We start from the raw sequence: 24856 nt of genomic DNA, 5'->3' as shown, positions 1-24856 counted from the left end.
TATTTTTATGTAAAAAGAATTATTTAGTAACTAATTTGATAGCTAATTTTTTAGCCATCTGAAAAGCAGTAGGAAATGTAGTTTCTACATTCAAAATCAAACGGTTAAGGCTCTCATTTTGGTCTTTTGGAAAGTTTACATCAATTCCGTTTACTTTTTTAAGATTCAATTTTTTGATGCGAGATTGGTATTGTAAAAAATCGGTAGAAGTAGGAATATAATGTCCTGTAAAAGAAGAACGAGAATGTTCGGGTTGAGTAGTAGCAAGGCTTCCATGAATTGTTTTTCCATGCCAAAAAAGAACATCCCCTTTTCTCAAAACAGGTGCGCTACATTCTAATTTGAATTGATGAATAATATCCACAACTAATTTTTTGTATTTATCATGATTGAAAGCAATATCAAAATCACCACCATTTTTTTCCATATCAATCAAATGACTTTTTGGATAAACATAAAAACGCCCTGCTCCTGGTGCAATATCTTCAATAGCTATCCAAGTTCCCACCATTCGACCCAATTCTGAAGAGTCTAAGTAATAACTATCTTGATGCGCCCAAGTAGCTGGGTTTCCTTCAAAATACATACTCTGAACTAATTTTGGATCATCAGACATTAAATTGTTTAAAGCTGATTTGAATTCTTTACAGGTCAATATTTCCATTCCTTTTTCTCTGAAAACTGGAAACTTATTTTTATCTAAAGATTGAATATTGAGAATAGAATTAATCATATACTGATAATCCGTCAATTTATGTTTTTCTGGATTGGCAGAAGCCTGTCTATAAATATAACCTTGATATGATTTTACTTCCTTATCAAATGCTTCTTTAGCTGCATCACAAAGTGATTCAGGAATCAGGTTACGAATAATCAGATACCCCTCTTTTTCGTAATATTCTTTTTGTATAGCAGGAGTAGTTAATGTATCATAAACATCATTTTGAGCGTCATAATTTATAGGAACTTCAAAAGTTCCACCATGAGGAGCAGGAGATTCATAAAAATTATCTACTGAATTGTCTTTTATATTTTGCATAAGAGTATTTTTAAAGAAAAAGGCTTAAATTATATATCCCAAACAAGCTTTTTATAATATTAAAATAGTTTGAATATATTTTAAAAAATGTATCTATTTTATTCTAGCTTCTCATTAAATAAAATATATATTTTATGAGACTTTGAATTATTGATTTAATTAAACCTGCATTTGAATAGACCAATTTAAACATGCAATGCAAAACTAATTTTGAATTGCTATTTAGGTGCAAATATACATAACCATTTTATGATAAGGTATAATCAACTGAAATTTATTTTTGAAACCTAAATTAAACTTTGCCTGATTTTAGAAAAATATTTGAGCAAATCAGAAAAAAAATTAAAACATATTGTAATCTCTAACAAATTGATAACGAATAATTTAGAACCATTTTTTAATATCTTTGATTACAAATAAAGTTTTTTTATTAGAAATAAAATAATTTTTGTTTGTGTATGTCAAAAATAGTTACTTACTTTGCATCACCAAAAGGGAAAAATGGTATAAAAATACCAATTGTTTTTAACTGAACTAGCAATATTAATAATGAATTAAATTATTCTAAATAAATTTTTAATTTGATTTGGAACTAAACTAATTTAGTTGTAGTTTTGCACTCAGATACGAAAACAAAAGCAAGAATAAAATATAGAGAGGTGGCTGAGTGGTCGAAAGCGGCACCTTGCTAAGGTGTTGTACTCGTAAGGGTACCGGGGGTTCGAATCCCTTCCTCTCTACAATAATTAATAAACTATAAATATTATTTTTATTAATTATCAATCGGGATGTAGCGTAGTCCGGTCATCGCGCCACTTTTGGGAAGTGGAGGTCGCAGGTTCGAATCCTGCTATCCCGACCAAAATATAAAAAATTGTTAGTCGTAAAACTAATTTATCTAGTATAAATTTATTTTTAATCTAGCAATTTTTTTGTTTTATAGATTGGTTCCTTAGCTCAACTGGATAGAGCAACTCCCTTCTAAGGAGTAGGTTTCAGGTTCGAGTCCTGAAGGAATCACTAAATGTTTTTTCAGTCTTTAAATATGTCTGTTGAAAGCGACAAAGAAGGCTAGTAGATTATTCTACTAGCCTTTTTTATTTTTTATATATCTATGTATGATATATACTATTTGGGTTACTGTTAAATAAAATAGGTTACTGTACTTTTGCGCCTCATTTATTTACCATTAAAACAAAAATAGTATGTTTAAAAAAATCGCTTTATGAATGTTGTTTTTTCTCTCCGAAAAGACCAAAAGGCTAAGAACGGATTAGCAGTAATTTACTGGTATGTTTCCTATCAAGGACAGCGTTCTAAAAAAGCATCTTCTGGAATACGTGTCAATGAAAAGTTTTGGAAGCGCAAATATGCAACTGGACAAAATGCTAAACCTGTTAATGATGCGTTGGATAGCTTGAGAGCTGACCTAACAGATATTTTCAATAGATACAGAAGTACAATATCAAATATTCAAGAAATAGCAGACTTTTATTTAGAAAAACAAAGTCCTCAAATTTCAATGGTAGATTTATATGATTTTTTTGTAGAAAAGAAAAAATCAAGCGTTTCAGAAGGAACAATATCTATTTATAATGACTTCAAAGAAAACTGGCTTATTCCTTATCTTGAATCTATCAAAACTCCTTTTATGGAAGCTAGAAATTTTAACTATAAACAGTTAGAACAGCTAAAAACATTTATGTTGGAGAGTAAAAAAATAAAATCCACCGAATATTTAGAAAAATCTTTAGCTAGAATAAAGGCAGCCGTAAAACTTGGTTATAGTATGGACATGATAGAAAAGGATGCCGTTGCTAAATATAAACTAAATATTAAGCACGAGAAAAGGGACTATGTATATCTGACAAGTGAAGAATTAGAACGGCTTGCAAAACTTACCTTTTCAGAAAGAGAACAGCATTTAGAATTAGCTAGAGATTTATTTTTAGTTCAATGTTATACTTCTTTGAGTTATTGAGAACTTAAAGATTTTGATGTAAAAGAAAATCACACTGTCGAAAATAACTGGGAATGGATTTTACAAAAACGAGGTAAGACAGGAGAAACTCATTATATACCTTTATTGCCACAAGCTATACAGTTACTTGATAAGCTAGGGTATGAAACTAATCCAACCGTAAACAATAAATATAATCAAAATATACGTATTTGTATGTATAGGGCAAATATTGATAAATACATACGCTCGCATTTTGGAAAGCATACAGCTGGAGCTTTTTTCTTAAATAGTGGTGTTCGTTTAGATGTAGTTTCAAAAGTTTTAGGTCATAGTAGTATCAAAACAACAGAGAAGGTTTATGCTAAAATGATTCATACTTGGGGGGTACAAGACGAATTTAATAGAGTATTCAGAAATAAATAGTTAAGTAATAAGTAAACTTTTAATTTGTGTATGCCCTTAACATACACAATAAAAAAAGCTACATTTTTTCAAACATAGCTTTTTGTATAATTACCTTTTTTTAGTTCTAATCGTTCTAACCTATATCACCAACAGGTTGCGCCCCTCCAAATCCAGCAGGAGGGTCATGAGGTACATATTTAGCTGAAGCAAATACGACTTGGTACTTTCCATCTTCTACATTTTCTAGCTCAATGCGATAACCAAGATTCAATCCAACACCACGCTCAATTGCACAGATTTTTTGCTCTGTCATGGAGACCATGGCGTTCGGACTTTGAGCTGTATAATTTTGTTTATACACAGAGATAATAGAAAGAGTATCACATACTCCATTTTCATCTGTGAAAGGGCATGGTAAGTAAATTACATTATTTACACATTCGCCTATTACTGTTTTGTTTTGCTCGTTGCAACACTCTTCTACTACAGTAGTAATAGTTGTGGTTGTGGTTGTTGTTGTTGTCATTTTTTTGATTGAAATAAATAAGTGAATAAAATACTAAAGCACAAAGATTTGAATTTGAATTAAAATTAACCTGCTCCCTGTGGAGGTTGATTCCCTCCAGAATCATCTATGATTAGGAAAGGTGCTGCTGTAAATACAATTTGACATGTGCCAGTTTGAGGTTGGTCATTTTCTAGTGTAATAGTATAAATTGGATTAAGACCTACCGAACGAGTAAAAGAAGCAAACTTACTCAAATGTGAAAGTGAAAGAATTTGGTTTCCTGCTAAATTCATGAGATAAATATCAAGATGAGCAATGTTAGAAGAAATGCCTTGTGAATCAGCAAACGGACAATCTACTTCAATTACTCCAGCTACTATATCTGCAAATACTGTTTTAGTTTTTGAATCTACATAGGCTTTATCAACAATACTTCTTGCTGTATAATTTGCAGAGTAATCACTGTGATAACCAAAAGGAACGCCATTAAAGCAATGAAAAAGACGTTGTTGTAAATTAATAGCTACGGCATCTGGTGTTTCATCATTCGTTGAGATTCCATTTACTCCTGAAATATAACTACCACTCATGTCAATATCTCCAGTCATTACTCCTCCAATTATGGGTAGAAAATCGCCACTAACTCCTCCACCTCCAGTAGGAGGGTCTACCCAAGCTGTATCTTTATCCGTATTTGATGCCTTTGCTAGTAACTGTCCTGTTGTTACACCATTCGGAATAACTCCACTATTTAAAGTATTAATACTTTCGTTGATTGTAGTGATAGAAGTATTTGCAGCTTCTACTTGTGCATCAATCACATCATTTACTTGTCTTATCTACTGCTGGTGTGATAAGTTCTTTGTCATTATCAAGTATGACTTGGTCGGATATTATTTTTATTGCCCCCATTGTTCCAATTATTTTTAAGTAAGTATTTTTTTTAATTATTCTTTATTGGTTAATTAAACTGTATAAGGAATAAATGTAGCTGCTGGATTGAATACAACATGATATTTTCCATCATCAAGTCCTTCAATTTTGTAGCTATCGTTTGTTAAGGCTACATTTTTAGTAATTTTTGTAGGTATTTTTTCCTCATAGCCTATTTCTGTGTCCACTCCATTGACATAAATTTGTTTGTAGATAGCTATTTTTGAAAGCGTATTTGAAGGATAAGGATTAGCAACATTCAAAATAGAACTTGTAGAAGTTCCAACAACTGAAACAGGTCGTAAAATTTCAGTTGTTTTATTTGTAATTTCAGTATCAATAAGCGTATGAATAGCTTTTAATTTAGCTGCTGTAACGCCTTTTTTGACATTATCTAGTAAAGAATCGTTTGATAGGGTTGTGATTTGTCCCATAATATTTTTTAAGTAAGTGGTTTTTAATAGTTGTTTTTTTAAGAGAATTCGTCTGAAAATTCTCTTGTTTCTTCTGTTTTGGAAAGTCCTAAATTTTCAGTTAGATATTGGATAGCTAATTCAACAGTAGGATATTCGTTGCCTTCTTCATCGCTTACTTTTTCTACATTTCTGTAAAAATTATGTTGTACGGAAGTAATTAAAATACCTGTTGTAGCTGGTGTCATTCTTATATCAGCTGCTGGTAGAACATCAACAATTCTGCCTTTATCTCCTAGACTTCCAATAATTCGCCTATTTTTCTGCCACGTTTTTTCTTTATTACAAAAAAAGAAAAAAACATTGATTTTGCAACTTTACATAATAACTACAAACCTAAAGGACTTCCAGTCTGAACATCAAAAACAGTATTTTATCAAATTCAACAGTCTAGAAGACTGTTATACAAAAATAACCGTAATAACCTTTAAAAATACCCAAAACTACGTATGGACTTTGTTTCAAAAGACTTGTAAATTTGTTTTATAGTTTTATACAAAAAAGATAATTTTTACAAAATCTTAAAACACCAAATTTATGAAAACCACAAAAAAAATATTTTCAGCATTTAATTTTAGCAAATTATTCATTCTTCTTTTAGTTTGTTCAATAGCTTTTGTAGGCTGTAAAGATGATGACGAGGATGAAAATCCAAACGAAGGAACAGAATTAGCAGGAGGAAGTATGTCTGCAAAAGTAGATGGACAAGCTTTTGAAGCTACTTTAGCTGTACAAGCAACCATTTCGGGTGGTGTTTTTACTTTTGCAGGAACAGCAAACTCTTCTTCTTCAGTTCGTCAGATTAATATTGTTATTGCAGATTATCAAGGAACAGGGACATATACTTTTAATTCGCCAGCAAGTACTGCTGTTTGGTCAGAAGGAACTACAGCTGATAAAATTTTTACAGCAAACTTTATTTTGGGAAGTGGACAAGTCAATATCACAGAAGTAGCAGATGGAAGAGCAAAAGGAACATTTGAATTTACTGGAAGTAATGGCTCTGAAACAAGAACAATTACAGAAGGGAAATTTAATGTAAAAATCTAGTTTTTTGATAGTAGTAGTAAAAATTTACTTTGGGTAAGAAAGTATTTATCAAAAAGCAAATTCTATTTTTAGATTTTGCTTTTTTTATTTTGACATTGTTTCATAAAGCACTTTAATATTCAGGAAAATACTTCAAAAAAGGATTAATAATTTTTTCTTGATTGGTTTTGATGGCAAAGACAACTTCTTCGAAGCAGTTTTCAAATTTTGTAGTCAAAAGGTCGTGAAAAATCTTGGCAATATCAGCAGGTTCGTTTTGAAAAACACCACAGCCCCACGCACCCAAAACTAAATTTTTGTAGCCGTTACGATGAGCGATAGCCAATACTTTTTCGGTTCGCTGATACATAACAGGAATAATTTGCTCTATTTTATCTCTTTCTTGGCATTTTACCACTCCTGCGTTTACGGCAGCCGAAGTCAGAATACTTACTTTTTGTGGTTTGTCTAAATATTCTCCTTCATCATTTTTAAAAATCGGAACGTTAGGCGAATAAATCATCGTATCAGTATAAAGCATACTTTTTCGACTGCGATGAAACTGATAATATTCTTCAAAAAACTCAAAGCAACATGCACTAAGTCCCGTTACTCGTGCGATAGATTCCTCTTGTGCTTGTGCACCTGTCAGAAAACCACCTCCAATATTTTTGGCAGAAGCAAAATTTAGACAAAAAACAGGTTCATTATTCGCCTTCAACAGATTATCAATGACGACCATAACCGATTCGTTTTGAGTATAATACTTTTTTTTTACACTTTTTAAAGGCTCATAATGAGCTTCTAACATAAAATTATCGTTTGCTTCAAAAAGCTCTGAATTTCTCTGTGCGTATTCTTGAATTTCTGAAATATCTACTTTTTCATTTTTCTGATTGATATAAAAACCATTTTTGATTACCTCAACGGTATCTTTTGCAATACTTATACGTCTTGATTTTTGCATTTCTGTTTGTTTTAGTTGTTAGTTGTTTTTTTGATTTCTATACAAACAGTTTTTTGTGGGGTTTTAGTTCGTTTTTATTAATCAAATAAGTCATCTATATCATAAGATGGATTTATGTCATTGCCAATATTGAATAACACGTCATCTTCATAATCGTCATTATAATTATTATTCTCTTCCACTATGTCCATCCAATCTTCTGTGTAAAATTCATCAACGCTAAAATTAAGTTCTACATCAGGAAGTAAAAATTCATGTAATTCATCTAAAAATTCCTGTAGTTTTGTATTAGCTTCTTCTATCTCTGATATATCTAAAATACTTTCTTCTAACTTATTTTTAGTTCTTTCCTTTTCACTTTCAAAAATTACTTCTATCATGTTAGATATTTTTTCCTGTTTAGATTCATCTAAAATGTAGTCATCATAGTCATTATATTTATAAAATAAATCAACAAGAACTTCAGCATCACTCTGATCATCAATTAATTTTAGAACTTTTTCTATTATGAGAATAAAATTTTCTTTAAAAAAAGAAAAACACTTTTTATTGGCATATTCTAACATTATCATAATATCTTTATATACAAATAAGAAGTGAGAATTCAAGTCAATTTTTTGTACATACTCTAACAGCACTTCATCAGTATCGATAGAATCACAATAATTTATTAATATTCTTATACATTGTATAACATTTGAGTCGTCAGTAAGATATTCTTTATCCTTATTTATACTTTGAAGTTCATTATTTCTTATTTTATTGAAAATTATTCTCTGAAATTCTTCATCAAGTATAAATATTTTCTTATTGGGGTTAAATTTCGCCAACTGTTCTATGTAAAGGACACTAGAAATTATATTTTTTTTTGTTGAATAAGATTCTTCAATATATGAAATTAGAAAATCTGTTAATGATGGATTAATAAAACCAAAGTGTTGTGAATTAGAATCTCTACTATAAATCTTTGACAAAATAAACCCATTTTGTAGAATTTTAATTGATTTCTCAAAAGTATTAGAACTTATAGATAGGTTGTATTCTTTCATCTCAAAATTTAATCTACTTTTATAAGCTTCTCTCAATACTTCTACTTTTGGTTCTACTTCAAAACTAAATAAGGTAAACAATAAACATCTATCTAAATCAGATATTTGATTTTCGAATGATTTTTTCCAAATCTTTTTAGGGTATTCTAAATTATTTATTATTATCTCTTTATATTCAACAGGTGTTAAGTTTTCTATTTCTCTTTTCTCTACTAAAAATTCTATAAGGCGAGGAGTATAATTTTTATGTTTTATAATATTCCAATAAAATCTTTCTTGAATAATAATTTCGTACAAATCATTACTAATTTGATTAAAATATAAATGATTGTATAAAATAAGAGCTTTTTGGTAATCATTGTAATCTGTTAATTCTATTTCAAACTTATCTCTTTTTAAAGATGCACGACTTATTTTTTCATACTTTTCATTTGCATAGTTGAGAATTACTGTACGGGTTGTCAGTATTAAATACTTATTTTCTGAATGTCTAACTCTATCAATAAAATTAGTTAGTTGTGTTTCTGTTTTGTCAGCATTTACTATCTCTAAATAATTTGCTCCTAAAAAATCATCAAAATAAAATAGCTGTTTCTGCTCAGGGTTTGGAGAAAAAACGTCTTCTGCATCTCTTACGTTTTCAATTTGATATATTTTATATCCTTTTTCAGCTTTGTCAAGTAACAAAATTTCTGCTAAGGTAGTTTTACCAATTCCTGGCTGACCTGTTATAAGTAACAGCTTTTCCTTTTCCAATATTCTGTTTGCGTCATCTGTTTTTTTAGTAGGAACATAAAATGGAAGTTTTCTTTTTATTTTTTCTAGCAAAAATCTTGTTCTACCTTCAACAGCATTATTTAGAATAGAATTAAACACGTTTATACTTGAAAACCACAACTTGAAATATTTCTTTTCAATTTCTTTATTTTCAGATAAATAACTATTGAGTTCATTTCTTGCAATTATATCTTGTGAACTCAAAATAAATGGTTTTAGCTCCTTTTTTAGTTCATCTTTTTCTTGAGGGGATAACTCTAAAGATGTTACCACTATGTATCTACTTGGTTTGAGTTTCTTCACTTTTGGAAGTTCAGTATTTATCATACCGTATTTTAGATTCGCATATTTTGAGTTTACATAATGCTTGACTTGTACTACTAATGAATTATCATTTTCAGAGGTTGAATATCTCAAATCTATTCCTTTATCTCTTCCCTTTTTGAAATCTTGTAATTCAAACCCAAATTTGGCATTCAACAAATCTTTTACAAGAGTTTCAAATTCTTTATCATTAAGAGTTGAGAAGTCGTAGTTATTCATTATTATTCAATAATTAAATTTATAAATATAAGTATGCAAAATAATAAATATATTAGTAAATTCAATCAAAAAAAATAGATGTTTATTTAATTCTTTAATTTCCTATCTTCACGCCATGAAAACAAAAAAAAATAATTTCATATTTGCAGATTTGTGTGCAGGAATTGGAGGTTTTAGTCTTGCTTCTTTGTTTAACCGTCGTTGAGACTTTGCCGTCAACGAGAACTAAATTATTTACCTCAACGACGGCTTTAGCCTCGTTGACGGTTGAAAAAATGCTTAAATTAATAACGTTTAGGCTGGACTTAGAAGAAGTAAATATAATTCATAATTAATCCCTACCTCTTCTCTCTAGTAATCGCCAAAACATTCGAAGGAGCTTCAAAAAGATGTAAATTAAAATAAGGAACAGCAGCAAACAAATGGTCAAAAATATCAGACACTACTTTTTCATATTCTAACCATTCTTTACTCTTACTAAAGGCATAAATTTCTAAAGGAACACCTTGTGGAGTAGCTTCTAGTTGTCTGCTCATCATCAGCATATCATTATTAATATGAGGATTTTGTTTGAGATATTCTTCAATATAAATTCTGAAAACACCCAAATTTGTCATGTTTTTTCCATTTAAAAGAAGTGTTTTGTTACTGTTGTGTTCTTTGTTGTAATTGTTTACTTCGCTATCCATGGTTTCCAAATAGCCTTTTATCAAATCAATATTTTTGAGTTCTTTTATATCTTCTTCACTCAAATAATGAATACTAGATACTTTCAAAAGGATAGAACGTTTTATTCTTCTTCCACCTGCTTTTTGCATTCCTCGCCAGTTTCTGAATGAATCTGAAATCAGATAATAAGTAGGAATAGTTGTAATAGTATTATCAAAATTCTGAACTTTTACAGTGGCTAAACTAATTTCTATCACATCGCCATCAGCACCATATTTTTCCATTGTTATCCAATCTCCAATTCTGACCATATCATTAACCGTAACTTGAATACTTGCCACAAAACCCAAAATTGTATCTCTAAAAATGAGTAAAATTACAGCAGAAAGCGCACCCAACGCAGAAAAAAATGTCCAAGGAGATTTGTTTGTCAGAATTGTAAAAATATAAACAATAGCAGCCAACCAAGCAAAAATCATAAAAACTTGCACATAACTATGAATTGGCTTATCTCTAAAAGTAGGCATCGTTTTGAGATAATCACTAAAAGTTCTCAAAACGCTCTGAACTAACAAAACCACTACAAACGCTCCAAATATATCGACAGCTTTTTCTATATAAATGTATGTTTGAGGAAAATCCCAAAGCACAAAAGGCAGTGCATAGACGATAAATAAAAGTATAAAAAGATGTGCTGTAAGTCCAGCAGCATTATTTTTCACCAAAAAATTATCAAATTGATTTCTAGTTCGGGTAGAGATTTTTGTAATCAGATTTACAAAAAGCTGCTTAACAATACGATCTAAAATATAAACTACAATGAGTAAAATAATGATGCAAATGAACGCATTTAAGAATTTTGCCGTCTCTACTTCTACACCTGCACTGCGAAATAGACGATAAAAATAATGTATAATTTGTTCTGGAGTAGGCATAATTAGATTTAAAATTTGAAAACATGAATAGCTAAAATACGGTTATAGAACAAAGAACTTTAAAAAATAGAAGAAATTCAAACTCATTGCATCTCTATTCTGATTCTATTATTATTTATAGTATAAAACTAAATTATTCAAAATTATATACCACTATTTCAAATTATTTTGAGAACTTTGCATTTTGTATTATTAAAATGATGCAATAAAAAAATACATATTATATTCATTTGAAATTCAATCAAAATTTGAAATTAAGTTATTTAACTATCATCAAATTTAGGTTATAAATTGACTTAATAAATGTTTCGGAAGTTTCGCAATCTAAAATCTTATATATCTTATAAATCCTATTCATCGATACCTATGCGTAAAAAAATTGTAGTCTTGACAGGTGCTGGCGTAAGTGCAGAAAGTGGAATTGCAACCTTTAGAGCTTCTGATGGGCTTTGGGAAGGACACCGAGTAGAAGAAGTAGCTTCTCCAGAAGGTTGGGACGCAGACCCACAGAAAGTATTAAATTTTTATAATGAGCGTAGAAGAGGTCTTTTAGATGCACAACCTAATGAAGCACACAAAATCTTGGCTCAATTAGAACGAAACTTTGATGTAACCATCATTACTCAAAATGTAGATGATTTGCATGAACGAGCAGGTTCAACCCACGTTTTGCATCTTCATGGAGAACTCATGAAAGCTAGAAGTTCGGTTGATGAATCCTATATTGTTAAAATGGATAATTGGGAATTAAATATGGGCGAAAGATGTCCGAAAGGCTCACAAATGCGTCCGTATATTGTATGGTTTGGCGAACCTGTTCCGATGATGGAACAAGCTATGATGGAAGCCATGGGTGCAGATATTTTTGTAGTGGTCGGAACTTCTCTTTTGGTTTATCCTGCTGCTGGTCTTCTTGATTATGCTCCTCGTCAAACTCCTAAATATATCATTGACCCAAAAATTCCTTCTGTTCGTTCGCTACCAAATCTTCATTTTATAGAAGAAGTTGCAACAAAAGGAATGAAAAAATTAGAAGCTATCTTGATGAGAGATTATACGCACTAAGAACTTATAAATGTTGAATGGTAACTCATGAATGAAAGGCAAAATACTATTTTATGTATCTTGCCTTTTGTTTTTTGGTGGTAATAAATAAGTGCTATTGCTATTTTCAGAAATCTGTTTTTTATCGTTTAATCTATTAAAATCCGTGTTCCATTGCATTTTTAGTATTAAAATTCTATTTTTTCATCGACATGAAAAGCCAAAACTTCAAATTCAATGTTGTTTTGGGTGTTTTACCGAAGCGATACCAACAACCAAATAACTATACTTTTATACAGAATAATCCCCAACAAATCACTAAATTAGTAGCACTTTCAAAAAAACAACATCAAGTATATGAGCAACCTAGAATACCTAAAACAAAATCCCTACTTTCAAGAAGTTCCAGAAAATCAATTAGAATGGCTTTTAGAGGAATCAGTATGTCAAGATTTGGAAGAAGGAGAATTTTTGTTTCAACCAAATCAAGAAATAACTTGCATGCATATCGTTTTGTGTGGCAGAATTCGTCTTTATATTGCTCAAAATGGACAAATGCGACAACTTGCTATTTATGAACCTCACGAAATTACAGGACAGCTTCCGTATTCTCGCATGACAAAATCGACAGGTTATGGAATTGCTTTAGAACCCACAAAGTTATTATGTTTTGAGAAGACAAAATTTCAAGAGCTTATCCAAAATAATTATGAACTTACAGAAGCACTTGTAAGAAGAATGACAACCCGAGTGAGAGAGTTTACCAAAAATCAGCAAATGACCGAAAAAATGGTTTCGCTTGGAAAGCTTTCAGCAGGATTAGCACACGAACTCAATAACCCAGCTTCAGCAGTTGTACGAAGTGCCGAGTCTTTACAAAAACATCTTCAAAACACACCAGAGCAGTTTAAAGATGTAATTTCCATAAAAGTAAATCCTGAGCAAGTTGATCAAATCAATGATTTTTTATTTGAAAAAATAAATAATTTAAAAAACAGAGATAAGAATACTTCTCAAAAAACTAAAAAATCTATCCTCCAAAAAAGTAATTTAGAAGATGAATTGTTAGATTACATGGAAGATAGAGATGTCAAAGATGCCTTCGATATTGCTCCAACTTTTGTAGAGTATGATTTTGAAATAAATGATTTGGAAAGAGTAGAGGAAATTGTTTCAGAAGCACATTTGAGTCCTATTTTGAATTGGATTTGTAATAATTTAATTACTGAAAAAACGATTCAAGAAATAAAAGATGCCTCGGAAAGAATTGGTCATTTGGTGCAGTCTATCAAATCGTATACTCACATGGACAAAGGTTCGGATGCTACACAAGTTTCGATTGTGGAAGGAATAGAAAATACTTTGACTTTGCTCAATCATAAAATTAAAGTCAAAAATATAAATGTAGAATTAAATTTTGAAGATAATTTACCAAAAATAGAAGCACAAGCAGGTGAAATTAATCAAGTTTGGACAAATATTATAGATAATGCCCTTGATGTATTGCCTGAAAATGGAGAAGGGAAACTAAAAATAGAAAGTAAAAATGACCATGATTTTGTTTTAACAAAAATTACAGACAATGGTGGAGGAATTCCAAAAGATATAATTAATCAAATATTTGACCCATTTTTCACGACAAAAGAAATTGGAAAAGGAACAGGTCTAGGATTAGATATTACCCACCGAATTATCCAACAACACAATGGAAGCATAAAAGTAAATTCTGAAAACGGACAAACTACTTTTGAGATTTGTATTCCGATAAAAGGACAATCTTAATATTTTTAGTTGTGAAAATTATCTTCTCTACAATCAGTTTGTAAAGTCGTTTTCATAGAAATTTTATTTTGTTCTTTTACCAACAATAGTTTACCTTTGATAGACAGATTGGATATAAATTTCTTCATTTTGTTTAGTTTACTACTAAAAAAGGAATTTTTTAATTTTCAATATCCTGCTTTCTTTGCATTAACTATAAAACATAATGAATAAGATAAAAATAATTATAGAAAGAGAATATTTGACTAGAGTGCGCAAAAAGTCATTTATTGTTATGTCACTTTTAGCTCCTTTTTTGGTGGTTGCTTTGATGGTTATTCCTGCTTGGCTAACATCTTTAGACACAGGACAAACTATAGTTCAGGTAGTTGACGAAGGAAATTTATTAGATGGTCTTTCAGATATAGAGAATGTCAAGTTAATTTATCCTATTCAAAATAATCTTCAAGAAGCAAAAGAAAATTTAAAAGAAAAATCTAAAGACTTTGATGCTTTACTACTGATTCCAAAAGGAATAACGGCTGATAATACAGATGGTGTTTTGCTTTTGGCTGATAAAAACATTCCTATTCAATTAGAAAAAAAGATTGAAAGAGAAATTGCTAAAAAACTAGAGGAAAAAAAATTAGTTCAATTAGGACTTAATCCTGTTTTGATAAAAGAAGCTAAAACGAAAGTACAACTAAAAGTTACTCCTCTCTACTCAACAGAAACTCGTACCGATTCGACAGTTGCTAGTATTGTTGCTTATTTGAGTGCTGTGATGATTTATTTTTTCATTTTCTTGTACGGAGCGCAAGTGATGCGTGGTGTAATGGAGGAAAAAACAAACCGAATTGTAGAAGTAATTATTTCTTCTGTAAAGCCTTTTCAACTTATGTTAGGCAAAATAATTGGTGTGGCTTGTGTAGCTTTTACACAATTTTTAATTTGGATTGTGCTCGGTTTAGTTCTGTTTTTTGTAGTTTCGTCGGTTTTTTCCTTAGAAAATAATATGACTCAAGAAGAAGCACAAGCTATTATTGCACAATCTGGAGGAATGGCAGGACAATTAGAAACTGATTTGGCTGTTCAAAATATTTTAGAAACTGTACAAACACTTAACTTTCCTCTTATCATTGGAGCTTTTGGTTTTTATTTCATAATGGGTTATTTGGTGTATGGTGCGCTTTATGGTGCTGTTGGTTCGATTGTAGACAATCAAACAGATACACAGCAATTTATGCTTCCTCTTACTATTCCATTAATTACAGCTATCGGAATTATAGGTTTGGTTGTCAATGACCCAGACGGAACAGTTGCTTTTTGGGCTTCCATGTTTCCTCTTACTTCCCCTATTATTATGATGGTCAGAATTCCATTTGAGCCACCTCTTTGGGAAGTATTTTTATCAATGATTATTTTATTCTTGACTTTCTTAGGAACAACTTGGCTTGTAGGAAGAATTTATAGAATAGGAATTTTGATGTACGGAAAAAAACCAACATACAGAGAAGTTTCTAAATGGCTTTTTTATAAGGCTTAGAAATAAAATTAGAAGTTAGATTTTAGAAGTAAGAAGTTTGAAATACGTTATTTCACTCTTTGATCTCATGTTTCAATAGAATAAAATCAATTACTTTTATCATACTTTGAAAAATATACTGACAAAAAAAATCGTTATTTTTACCTTCTCTTTCTAAAACATCTTTGTTTAGTTCTTGTTTTTGCTGTATTATATGTAGAGTACACATTCCAGATAAGATGTAACTATTCTGAGTTATATATTTTATAGCCAAAACATTAAATTTTTCTAGTTCATTATATAGAAAGTCATAATTACTTTCTGTAAAAATCTGATTATCAAACTTATAAGCAATTTCTTTCAGTGCTTCTAGTTTGTCTCTTTCTATTTTTGGCTTAAATATTTTTTTGAAAAACATAATTTATGGATAATAAATTTGATTTTGCTAAAATAGTTTATGAAAATAATGAGTATGGACTTATAACAACAAAAAAGATATATATTCCTGCTATTAATTTTGAAACAGAAATTTGGATTAATAAAGAACAAAAAAATCAAGTTAATTTTAGCAAAAAACAACAAGCTTCTTTTAAAAAATTTATTGAGATAAGTGAAGATGAAATATCTTTAATGAAACAAGAGTTGGAGAAGTATGCTCAAGAATTGATTCAAGAAAATAAAATTACTAAAAAGAGTATCAAATCTAAAAAAGCATTTGATTTGGAATATAAAGCTATAATAATTCCTCAGCAATCAAAAACACCTAAAAATTATATTCTAGTTTTAGCAGATACTAACTGGAAAATAAAGAGAAGTGAATATGTGATAGAAATTGAAATACTTTTTGAAAACAATAAATTTAGTTTTCTACAAGAATATGCAGGACTTTGGACAAGGTTAGAATGGAATTACGATTATAATACAAAAGAGAATGTGTGATTTTTTATATAAGGAAACTCCTTAGTCAAAATTTAGTATTTATTAGAATTTAAATAGAGCAAAAAAACATTTTTTTTCTATTTTACACACTTTTTATCCCAAAATTCGCACAGCTAATTCTCTCAAAATTTCTTCATCTTTTGCACTACTATTTATTCCTTTTGATTGTGCATCAGCAATACGGAGAGCGTGTAAGACAAATAAAATTTTTGGAATATTATAATTACGAGCTGCAGCCGAATAATCTTTGACAAAAAACGGACTTACTTTCAAAATACCTGCTAATTCATTATTACTCTTTCCTTGATTTTTGTGTATCAAGATAAGTTTGCAGAAATATCCAAAAAGAGAAGAAACAATCGGAATAACTGGATTGTCCTTTGGATTGGCTGCAAATGTATTTATTATTTTATGTGTTTTCAAACTGTTTCTCTGGGCAATTGCTCGTTGCAAATCAAAGACATTATATTCTTTTGTTGTTCCAATATATTTTTTGACTAGCTCAGTGGTGATTTGTGAAGGCTGCGAACCCACTTCTGCCTTACCAAAATTGAGCAATAATTTATCTATTTCATTGGCTAATCTTGAGAGTTCTATACCCACATTTTCAATGAGCCAAGCTGTTGCATCAGGTGTAATTCTATATTTTTTTTGTTGCAAGTAATTGCCAATCCAAGCAGGAACTTGGTTTTCATAAAGTGGTTTGGATTCTACCAAAATAGCATGTTTGTCTATCGCCTTAGCAAGTTTTGTATTGAGAGCTAACTTTTTATGTTTGTACAAAAACACCAAAACCGTAGTAGGAACTGCTTTTTCTGCATAGCTTTGAAGTTGAGTTTTGGCAGTTTCTCTTCCAAAATCACTAATTTCCTGTGCTTCTTTCACAATTACTACTTGACGCATTGCCATAACAGGAAACTGTTTGGCTTGCGAAATAATATCCTTCATCTGAATATCTTTTCCATACAAAACTGTTTGATTAAAACTTCTTTCTGACTTTTCTAAAGCATTTTCCTCAATATAATCTGAAATTTTGTCTATATAAAAAGACTCTTCTCCCATCAAAAAATAAAAAGGAGAAAATTTTCCTGCACTTAAATCTTTTAAAATTTCTTCTGGCTTTTTTGGCATAAATAGTTTTTTTTGTCGTCGCTAAAAGTGATTTTATTCTATTTTTCTACAAATATAATCTAAATTTGAGTGTATGTGTTGAATTGATTTTACAAAAATGTGTTTTTAAACTGATTTTACAAATGGCATATACATTGTAAACCATAAAGTATATTTGTTCGTTAAAACCACTTTTAGGTTTTACTACTTTTAATTTACTTATCTAATTTTAGTTATTTTATGAAAAATATTTTCAGACGATTTTACAGTTTAGCCATCGTAGCCATTTTAGCTATTTCACTTACTAGTTGTTTTGACTTGAAAGAAGAAGTTACCATCAATAAAGACGGTTCGGGTTCTTTTATTCAGACAATTGATTTGGGAAATAATCCAATGATACAAATGGCACTCAATATGCAAAGTGATTCGGCAAAGAGTGCAAATAAAGAAATGAACAAAATGGACTCTACTTTAGAAGAAACAAAAGCAAAATTATCTAAAGTAAAAGGAATTTCAAATATCAAAACAGCAGCTTCAACAGAAGGAATGAAGTTTACAGTAATGTATGATTTTGAAGATGTAGATGCACTCAATAGAGCCATAAATGCTTCTAAAGAGGAAAAAGAAGGCGAAGTAAAGATAATGCAGAAACAATACTCTTTCAAAAAGGGAGAGTTTACTAGAGCAAATTCTTTTTCAATGGGAGACAATGGAATGGATATGTCAGAAATTATGGGAGGAAAAAAGGATGACGATAAAGAACAAACCGAAGAAGAAAAAGCACAGATGAAACAGATGATGCAAATGTTTTTTGGAGGTGCAAATTATACTTATATTGTTCATGTTCCTAATCAAGTAAAATCATATTCTAATAAATCAAATACGACAGTTTCCGAAGATAAAAAAACATTAACTATGACAATTCCTTTTTTGGATTTGATGCAAGAAGATAAAAAAGTAGATATTGGAAATTCTGTAAAATTCAAATAATCTGCTCTTATAAATTATTTTTCTATCTCATCGATGATAGATAGATGCACCAACAAGGGCAAAGAAAATGCTGAACAAGAAATTTTGATTTATTCTTTTATAAAAAAACGGATTCAAGCTATTTTGAATCCGTTTTTTATTGATTTTTTTCTCGTTTTGTCTTCTTGTGATTATCTACCTTGCACGTCTAATACTTTCGTAAATTTCTTTAGTATTTTAAGTGTTGCAAAGATTAATAAACTTACTCCAAAAATAATATACCATTCGTTAGGAAGTCCGTACATAAATGTTTTGAAATAAAAACGAATACCAATAAAAACAGTAAAAATAAGCATCAAAGCAAAGAATCCGTTATACTCACGTTTCAAAACATTTTTGGCAGAAAACTCTAAGTTTGCACCATTGAAATTAGAAAAACGAGGAATAAAAGGAGGAACAGTTGAAGCCCAATCTAAATACTGTTGACCAAATTTGTTGCGCAAAAAATATTCTTCTGCATACATAATTCGCTCATAATATAACCAATATGCCAAAACAAAACACGTAATAAACCAAAAATTAGCCGTTAGCAGAGCTACACCCAGCCACATCAAGAAATTTCCTACATAAAGTGGATGTCTCACAATCGAATAAATTCCACTTGTATTAAGCGTTTCGGCTACTTGCTCTTTTGTATTTCTGCCAGAAGTTCCTTTTGGCGTGTGTCCAACAGTATAAGCTCGTACAAACTGCCCCAACAGCCCAACAGCCAAACAAACATATTCGTAATAGGGAAACCATTCTGGAAAGCCTTGACTCTGAGCTTGCCATGCATAAATTCCTAATGCTACAAAAACAAAAGGGATTGGAAGAGTTCCTCTATGTTTGAATAAAAAATTACCTTCTTTGTCTAGTTCTTCAATTAATGCCATTTAGTAAGTTGGATTATGAGTTAATAGTTCTGTAAAAATGTTCTTATTTTTTTAGTGTTGCAAAGGTAAGGTATTTTATTTAGCTCTTAAAGTATGTGAAAACTTTATTATAACTTTAAATTATTATTTTTCAAAAACTCAATTTCTTCTTTTAGCTCAATTTTAAATTCTTTCTTTACTTTTTCTATATCAGAAATCAATTTTTGAATAAAATCTTGATGGCTTTTTCGGTTAGGAAAAAAAGGTCTATGAGCTAACGAAGAAGCTATTTTTTGCCATTTTTTTAAGAATAACTGAGTTTTATCATCAAAGTAATTTTCAGAAAACTTTCTCCAAATGTATTCTATTGCTTGAGCGTTTGGGTGCAGTAAATCAGATTCATAAAAACGATAATCACGCAAATCATCCAAAACGAGTTCATAAGAAGGAAAATAATTTACGTTTTCAAACTTTTCTGTAAGAAAATGCGCCAAAACTCTCAAGATAGATTTACTGACACTATTCTCCACCAAACCTTCCTTCAAATGACGAACAGGACTGACTGTAATTATAATTTGTTGTTCTTTCTCTCCAAATAAATTTATTTTTTTGATAAAATGCTCAAATTTCACTTTTGCAATTTCTAAGTCAATTAACTTTTTATTGAATAGATTTTTTGGTTGTTTGTGGCAATTTGAAATGGGTATTTTATTATTTCCATTTTCTCCCAATAATTCATACATAAAAGCCGTTCCGAAAGTCAAAATAATTGTATCTGCTTTTTCTAAAAATTCAAATGTTTGTTTTGCTTTTGTTTTTACAATTGGTTTTAGTTCTTCTTTATCCTGACTAGCAATTTTGGAATGCAAATGATAATTATACCAAACTTCATCGTGCTGAATATAAAAATTTTCTAAATTATCCATCAAAACATCTCCATTTTTTTCCTCTATAATCCATTCTAAAAGCTGAATAACTGAAAGAGGATTAAAGATAACACCAAAAGGATTAATTAGTGTTTCGAATTTATTTTGAAGGAGTTTTTGTCCAATATTTTCTGAAAAACAAGAACCCATCGTAACTATTTTATTCGATAAATTTATTTTTTTTTGTAATGAAATAGGATGTAGTTCGGTTCTGAATTTCACGTTATTGAATTTATGAGTTGATTTTAGAATTTAGTTTGCCTTATTTTGTAAAAAAATACACGCAGACTAAAGCCCAATACTATTAAGCTAAGAAGTTCTGTTCCATAGGAACTTCATATTGGTAAAAAACGAAGAGAAAATCCTTCTTTTGTTCCGTTAGGAACTGCATATTGGTAGCATTTTGTTTGCAAATCGCACAAAACCTACCAATATATAACTCCTACGGAGTAAATGAAAACTAAATTCATATCTTTTCTACCAATATGAAACTCTTACATAGTAAATAAAAATTACTAATCCTTAGCTTAATAGCATTAAACTAAAGTCGGCGATACAGATAATTACAAAACTATGAAATATTTAATTGTTGGACTTGGAAATATTGGTTCAGAATACAAAAATACACGCCATAATATAGGTTTTATGGCTGTCGATAAAATGGCAGAGTCAAAAGGAGTAACTTTTGAAACCAAACGCTATGCTGATGTAGCATCTTTCAAGCATAAAGGTAGAGCAATTTATATGATAAAACCTTCTACCTATATGAATTTGAGTGGAAAAGCTGTTCGTCATTGGCTGACCGAACTCAAAATAGAAATTGAAAACTGTTTGGTAATTGTTGATGATTTGGCGTTGCCTTTAGAAACCCTCAGAATGCGTAAAAAAGGTTCTGATGCAGGACATAACGGACTAAAAAATATTCAAGATTTGTTACAAACTCAAAATTATCCTCGTTTGCGTGTCGGAATTGGAGATAATTTTTCGAAAGGAAAACAAATTGATTTTGTTTTGGGCGAATTTGATAAAAATGAATCGGCTGCACTTCCTTTAATTTTGGATAAAATAGAAGAAATGACACTTTCTTTTTGTAGTATTGGAATTGATAGAACGATGAGTCAGTATAATTCATAATAGAATGGAGCTAGAAATAAAAAACTGCTTCAAGCGTAGCAATTTGAAGCAGTTTTTTTTAAATAAAGAATGAGAAACTAAACAAGCTCAACAGATTTATCAGCTAAAGTATTTTCATTCATAATTTACCATTCACAATTCACAATTCTGCTTAGGCAACTTTCAAGCTACGCATCATTTCAGACTTTGTAAATTGGTCTTTCGCATATTCTTGTGTTATAACCAATTCTGTTTGATTCGGATTTGAAGGAACTTCATACATAGCTTCCAAAACAATCGTCTCACAAATAGAACGTAGCCCTCTTGCTCCCAAACCAGATTCCATAGCTTGTTCGACAATGTAATCTAATGCTTCTTCTTCAAATGTCAAATCTACATTTTCCATCTTGAAGAGTTTTTGATACTGTTTGGTAATCGCATTTCTAGGTTCTGTCAAAATATTTCTCAATGCTTCTTTATCTAATGGGTTGAGATGTGTAACGACAGGCATACGACCAATAAGTTCTGGTATAAGTCCGAAAGAACGCAAATCTTGAGCATTTACATATTGTAATATATTTCTCTCATCAATATTTCGGTTGCGTTCGGAATTACTCTCAAAACCTAACGATTTGGTATTCAACCTTTTAGCTATTTTTTTATCAATACCATCAAATGCTCCTCCACAAATAAATAAAATATTTTCTGTATTGACAGCAATCATCTTTTGGTCTGGGTGCTTGCGTCCTCCTTGTGGTGGAACATTTACAATACTTCCTTCCAAAAGTTTTAAAAGTGCTTGCTGAACACCTTCACCACTTACATCACGAGTAATAGACGGATTATCCGACTTACGAGCAATTTTATCAATCTCATCAATAAAAACGATTCCACGTTCGGCAGCATAGACATCATAATCAGCAGCTTGCAGAAGACGAGTAAGAATGGTTTCTACATCTTCACCTACATAACCTGCTTCTGTAATAACAGTGGCATCAGCAATACAAAACGGAACTTGTAAAGCTCTAGCTAATGTTTTGGCAAGCAATGTTTTTCCTGTTCCTGTTTTACCAACCATCAAGATATTTGATTTTTCGATAACAATTCCGTCATCTATATCTGAATGAACTCCCATTGCCTGACCAGAACGCATCAATCTTTTATAATGATTATAGACAGCAACTGAAAGAATTTTCTTTGCTTTTTCTTGTCCAATAACATATTCATCTAAAAGTTTTCGCATTTCCATTGGTTTAATCAAATTCAATTTGACTTTACCTTTTTTGCGTGATAACTCTTCTTGTTGCCAAATTTGATGCGCTTGTTCGATACATTGATTACAAATTGTTACACCACCAGGTCCATCAACCATAAGCTGACGAGAACGAGCCGACGAACCACAAAAATTACATGATTTTTCTTTAGCCATATTTTTAAAGACAATTACGAATTACGAATTAAAAATTACGAATTAGTAATTTATTAACTGTTATTCCAATGCATAATGAGCTAATATAAAATAGTTAAATTTCAATTAGCTTATTTGGTTTAGATTTTAAGATTACACAAATATCGTATTTTTTTTTCACTTATTTCCGAAGTGATTTAATATGTGTAATGACAGCATCAATTTGTTTGTCATTCAATATTCCATCATAAGCAGGCATATTTCCTTTTCCATTTTTGATTTGCATTTTAGAATCTGCATCAGAAATATTGCTTGTTTGAAGATTTTTTGCACCTGAAAGTCCTGCTGCACCATCTGCCCCATGACAATTTTCACAATATTGAGTATATAATTGTTTGCCATAAACGCTTGTTTCGGCTTCATTATAAACCATATCTTGTTTTTCTGGCTTCAAATAACTTTTCTTTTTTACTTCTGCAATTCCATACACTGCAAAAAGCAAAACTACCGAAAGCACTGCTAATGCCTTATTTTTCTTTTTAAAACCAATAACAGCCAAAGGAATAGATGCAAAAACGGCTACAATTTTTATTAAAAAAAGTGTTTGAAATGGCTCTGCAACATTTGTCCACATTGCAATTCCTGTAACTAAAAAAAGAACACTCAAAATAACTTCGAAAATACGTGCAGGTTTGCTTGCTCTCATTTTATCCAAATTAGCTTCACTAAAAAGCAATAGAGCTAATTTAATAACATAAATAACTAGAAAAAGAAGGACAACTAATTTGTGTGTGTGCAAAAGTCCTGTATAAGCACCTGTTGGGATAGCGTTTAGCATTTGATTTTTTTTATAAAAACAGGGTTAAAACCCTGTTCAATTTATTTAATAGATATAAAATAAAAAAGGCGAATTTTCATTTGTAAAAAAACTTGCCGTTGTCGGTGTCTCACCGACGGCTTCACTAAACAGCTACATCATTCTGACGTAAAGCCTCATTCAAAGAAGTTTTTAAGTCTGTACTTTCGCTGCGTTGTCCGATAATCAAAGCACAAGGAACATTATATTTTCCAGCAGGGAATTTTTTGAGATAACTTCCAGGAATTACTACCGAACGAGGAGGAACATATCCACGATAAGTAACAGCTTCTTGTTTGGTTACATCAATAATTTTTGAGCTTCCTGTAATGGTTACATTTGCACCCAAAACAGCTTCTTTTCCAACTCTGACACCTTCTACCAAAATACAACGAGAACCGATAAAAGCACCATCTTCAATAATTACTGGAGCAGCCTGTACAGGTTCTAAAACGCCTCCAATTCCGACCCCACCACTCAAATGTACGTGTTTTCCTATTTGAGCACAGCTTCCGACGGTTGCCCAAGTATCCACCATTGTACCACTATCAACATACGCACCGATATTGACATAAGAAGGCATCATGACAACATCTCTATTGATAAAAGCTCCGTGTCTTGCAATCGCATGAGGAACGACACGAACGCCAAGGTCTGCATAATTTTTTTTCAATGGAATTTTGTCGTGAAATTCAAAAGGAGGACATTCGATAGTTTCCATTTTACGAAGAGGAAAATAAAGAATAACAGCTTTTTTTATCCATTCATGAACAGTCCATTCAGAAGCTATTTGTTGGTCAGCAAATTCAGTTGGTTCAATAGTGAGATTCAAATTTGGTTCTGCAACTCTTAAAATTCCTTTATCTAAATCTTCAATTGTTTGAAAAACAGCTTCTTGTACGACTGTATTTTTTAACAAAGTACGATCTAACCAAGCTGCTTCTATTAATTTTATACGTTCGTTCATGACTTTTATGGGAAATGTTGTATTTTTAGTGATTTAT

At 30.7% G+C, this 24856-nt stretch carries 24 protein-coding genes and 3 tRNA genes; 12 read left to right on the top strand and 15 right to left on the bottom strand.

Annotated elements, in window-relative coordinates; genetic code table 11:
- Positions 1-19: 19 nt before the first annotated feature.
- Positions 20-1039 carry a phytanoyl-CoA dioxygenase family protein gene (locus V9L04_RS17620; RefSeq protein WP_338791237.1) on the bottom strand — a complete coding sequence of 340 codons (1020 nt, stop codon included), beginning with the start codon at positions 1037-1039 and terminating at the stop codon, positions 20-22.
- Positions 1040-1692: 653 nt separating this feature from the next.
- On the opposite strand from V9L04_RS17620, the gene V9L04_RS17615 reads away from it, so the two are divergent.
- The 5 genes from V9L04_RS17615 (at position 1693) to V9L04_RS17595 (ending at position 3425) form a co-directional block, all read left to right on the top strand.
- Positions 1693-1779: transfer RNA gene (locus V9L04_RS17615), tRNA-Ser, on the top strand.
- 44 nt (positions 1780-1823) lie between these two features.
- A tRNA-Pro gene (locus tag V9L04_RS17610) sits at positions 1824-1901 on the top strand.
- Positions 1902-1985: 84 nt separating this feature from the next.
- Positions 1986-2059 (top strand) — tRNA-Arg (locus V9L04_RS17605).
- A gap of 205 nt (positions 2060-2264) precedes the next feature.
- Positions 2265-3020 carry a phage integrase SAM-like domain-containing protein gene (locus tag V9L04_RS17600; protein ID WP_338791236.1) on the top strand — a complete coding sequence of 252 codons (756 nt, stop codon included), beginning with the start codon at positions 2265-2267 and terminating at the stop codon, positions 3018-3020.
- Between the two features lie 105 nt (positions 3021-3125).
- Positions 3126-3425, top strand: coding sequence for a tyrosine-type recombinase/integrase (locus tag V9L04_RS17595; protein ID WP_338791235.1), 300 nt, complete (start codon positions 3126-3128; stop codon positions 3423-3425).
- Between the two features lie 115 nt (positions 3426-3540).
- On the opposite strand, the gene V9L04_RS17590 is transcribed toward V9L04_RS17595, so the two are convergent.
- The 4 genes from V9L04_RS17590 to V9L04_RS17575 all read right to left on the bottom strand — a co-directional run bounded on the left by V9L04_RS17590 (position 3541) and on the right by V9L04_RS17575 (position 5509).
- The gene (locus V9L04_RS17590; protein ID WP_338791234.1) at positions 3541-3933 is read right to left on the bottom strand and encodes a hypothetical protein; all 393 of its coding nucleotides are present in this window, start codon (positions 3931-3933) and stop codon (positions 3541-3543) included.
- Positions 3934-3998: 65 nt separating this feature from the next.
- The gene (locus V9L04_RS17585; RefSeq protein WP_338791233.1) at positions 3999-4736 is read right to left on the bottom strand and encodes a hypothetical protein; all 738 of its coding nucleotides are present in this window, start codon (positions 4734-4736) and stop codon (positions 3999-4001) included.
- Positions 4737-4880: 144 nt separating this feature from the next.
- Positions 4881-5282 carry a hypothetical protein gene (locus V9L04_RS17580; protein ID WP_338791232.1) on the bottom strand — a complete coding sequence of 134 codons (402 nt, stop codon included), beginning with the start codon at positions 5280-5282 and terminating at the stop codon, positions 4881-4883.
- Positions 5283-5320: 38 nt separating this feature from the next.
- Positions 5321-5509, bottom strand: coding sequence for a hypothetical protein (locus V9L04_RS17575; RefSeq protein WP_338791231.1), 189 nt, complete (start codon positions 5507-5509; stop codon positions 5321-5323).
- A gap of 349 nt (positions 5510-5858) precedes the next feature.
- Between V9L04_RS17575 and V9L04_RS17570 the strand changes: the two genes are divergently transcribed.
- Positions 5859-6371 carry a DUF6252 family protein gene (locus V9L04_RS17570; RefSeq protein WP_338791230.1) on the top strand — a complete coding sequence of 171 codons (513 nt, stop codon included), beginning with the start codon at positions 5859-5861 and terminating at the stop codon, positions 6369-6371.
- Between the two features lie 112 nt (positions 6372-6483).
- On the opposite strand, the gene V9L04_RS17565 is transcribed toward V9L04_RS17570, so the two are convergent.
- The 3 genes from V9L04_RS17565 to V9L04_RS17555 all read right to left on the bottom strand — a co-directional run bounded on the left by V9L04_RS17565 (position 6484) and on the right by V9L04_RS17555 (position 11290).
- On the bottom strand, positions 6484-7317 hold the full coding sequence (locus tag V9L04_RS17565) for a TIGR02452 family protein (RefSeq protein ID WP_338791229.1): 834 nt from the start codon (positions 7315-7317) through the stop codon (positions 6484-6486).
- A gap of 77 nt (positions 7318-7394) precedes the next feature.
- Positions 7395-9686: a restriction endonuclease gene (locus V9L04_RS17560; RefSeq protein ID WP_338791228.1), complete on the bottom strand. Its 2292-nt coding sequence runs from the start codon at positions 9684-9686 to the stop codon at positions 7395-7397.
- A 338-nt stretch (positions 9687-10024) separates the two neighbouring features.
- A complete protein-coding gene (locus V9L04_RS17555) occupies positions 10025-11290 on the bottom strand; it encodes a mechanosensitive ion channel domain-containing protein (protein WP_338791227.1) in 1266 nt (421 codons plus the stop codon).
- Positions 11291-11656: 366 nt separating this feature from the next.
- Here V9L04_RS17555 and V9L04_RS17550 point away from each other — a divergent pair, with 366 nt between their 5' ends.
- From V9L04_RS17550 to V9L04_RS17540, 3 genes are all read left to right on the top strand, one after another.
- Positions 11657-12355 (top strand): NAD-dependent deacylase, encoded by a 699-nt coding sequence (locus V9L04_RS17550; RefSeq protein ID WP_338791226.1) that lies wholly within the window; start codon positions 11657-11659, stop codon positions 12353-12355.
- Positions 12356-12691: 336 nt separating this feature from the next.
- Positions 12692-14116 carry an ATP-binding protein gene (locus V9L04_RS17545; RefSeq protein ID WP_338791225.1) on the top strand — a complete coding sequence of 475 codons (1425 nt, stop codon included), beginning with the start codon at positions 12692-12694 and terminating at the stop codon, positions 14114-14116.
- A 205-nt stretch (positions 14117-14321) separates the two neighbouring features.
- A complete protein-coding gene (locus tag V9L04_RS17540; protein WP_338791224.1) occupies positions 14322-15641 on the top strand; it encodes an ABC transporter permease in 1320 nt (439 codons plus the stop codon).
- Between the two features lie 52 nt (positions 15642-15693).
- On the opposite strand, the gene V9L04_RS17535 is transcribed toward V9L04_RS17540, so the two are convergent.
- A complete protein-coding gene (locus tag V9L04_RS17535) occupies positions 15694-16038 on the bottom strand; it encodes a hypothetical protein (RefSeq protein WP_338791223.1) in 345 nt (114 codons plus the stop codon).
- Between the two features lie 5 nt (positions 16039-16043).
- On the opposite strand from V9L04_RS17535, the gene V9L04_RS17530 reads away from it, so the two are divergent.
- A complete protein-coding gene (locus V9L04_RS17530; RefSeq protein WP_338791222.1) occupies positions 16044-16559 on the top strand; it encodes a hypothetical protein in 516 nt (171 codons plus the stop codon).
- A gap of 93 nt (positions 16560-16652) precedes the next feature.
- Here V9L04_RS17530 and holA read toward each other — a convergent pair whose 3' ends face one another.
- On the bottom strand, positions 16653-17690 hold the full coding sequence (gene holA, locus V9L04_RS17525) for a DNA polymerase III subunit delta (RefSeq protein ID WP_338791221.1): 1038 nt from the start codon (positions 17688-17690) through the stop codon (positions 16653-16655).
- 219 nt (positions 17691-17909) lie between these two features.
- Here holA and V9L04_RS17520 point away from each other — a divergent pair, with 219 nt between their 5' ends.
- Positions 17910-18659, top strand: a complete 750-nt coding sequence (locus V9L04_RS17520; protein WP_338791220.1) for a hypothetical protein — start codon at positions 17910-17912, stop codon at positions 18657-18659.
- Positions 18660-18829: 170 nt separating this feature from the next.
- Here the strand turns inward: V9L04_RS17520 and V9L04_RS17515 are convergent, their stop codons facing one another.
- Together V9L04_RS17515 and V9L04_RS17510 are read right to left on the bottom strand one after the other, a co-directional pair.
- Positions 18830-19570: an isoprenylcysteine carboxylmethyltransferase family protein gene (locus V9L04_RS17515; RefSeq protein WP_338791219.1), complete on the bottom strand. Its 741-nt coding sequence runs from the start codon at positions 19568-19570 to the stop codon at positions 18830-18832.
- 107 nt (positions 19571-19677) lie between these two features.
- Positions 19678-20697 (bottom strand): GSCFA domain-containing protein, encoded by a 1020-nt coding sequence (locus tag V9L04_RS17510; protein ID WP_338791218.1) that lies wholly within the window; start codon positions 20695-20697, stop codon positions 19678-19680.
- Between the two features lie 351 nt (positions 20698-21048).
- On the opposite strand from V9L04_RS17510, the gene pth reads away from it, so the two are divergent.
- Positions 21049-21609 carry an aminoacyl-tRNA hydrolase gene (gene pth, locus V9L04_RS17505; protein ID WP_338791217.1) on the top strand — a complete coding sequence of 187 codons (561 nt, stop codon included), beginning with the start codon at positions 21049-21051 and terminating at the stop codon, positions 21607-21609.
- Positions 21610-21760: 151 nt separating this feature from the next.
- On the opposite strand, the gene clpX is transcribed toward pth, so the two are convergent.
- From clpX to V9L04_RS17490, 3 genes are all read right to left on the bottom strand, one after another.
- Positions 21761-23017 (bottom strand): ATP-dependent Clp protease ATP-binding subunit ClpX, encoded by a 1257-nt coding sequence (clpX, locus tag V9L04_RS17500; protein WP_338791215.1) that lies wholly within the window; start codon positions 23015-23017, stop codon positions 21761-21763.
- 160 nt (positions 23018-23177) lie between these two features.
- Positions 23178-23834 (bottom strand): cytochrome c, encoded by a 657-nt coding sequence (locus V9L04_RS17495; protein WP_338791214.1) that lies wholly within the window; start codon positions 23832-23834, stop codon positions 23178-23180.
- Positions 23835-23958: 124 nt separating this feature from the next.
- Entirely contained in the window at positions 23959-24819 is an 861-nt protein-coding gene (locus V9L04_RS17490; RefSeq protein ID WP_338791213.1) for a 2,3,4,5-tetrahydropyridine-2,6-dicarboxylate N-succinyltransferase, read from the bottom strand.
- Positions 24820-24856: the final 37 nt, after the last annotated feature.

Source organism: Bernardetia sp. MNP-M8, assembly GCF_037126285.1.
Taxonomy (GTDB): domain Bacteria; phylum Bacteroidota; class Bacteroidia; order Cytophagales; family Bernardetiaceae; genus Bernardetia.
Note: the sequence above shows the minus strand (reverse complement) of the source record. Positions and strands in the feature narration are given on the sequence as shown.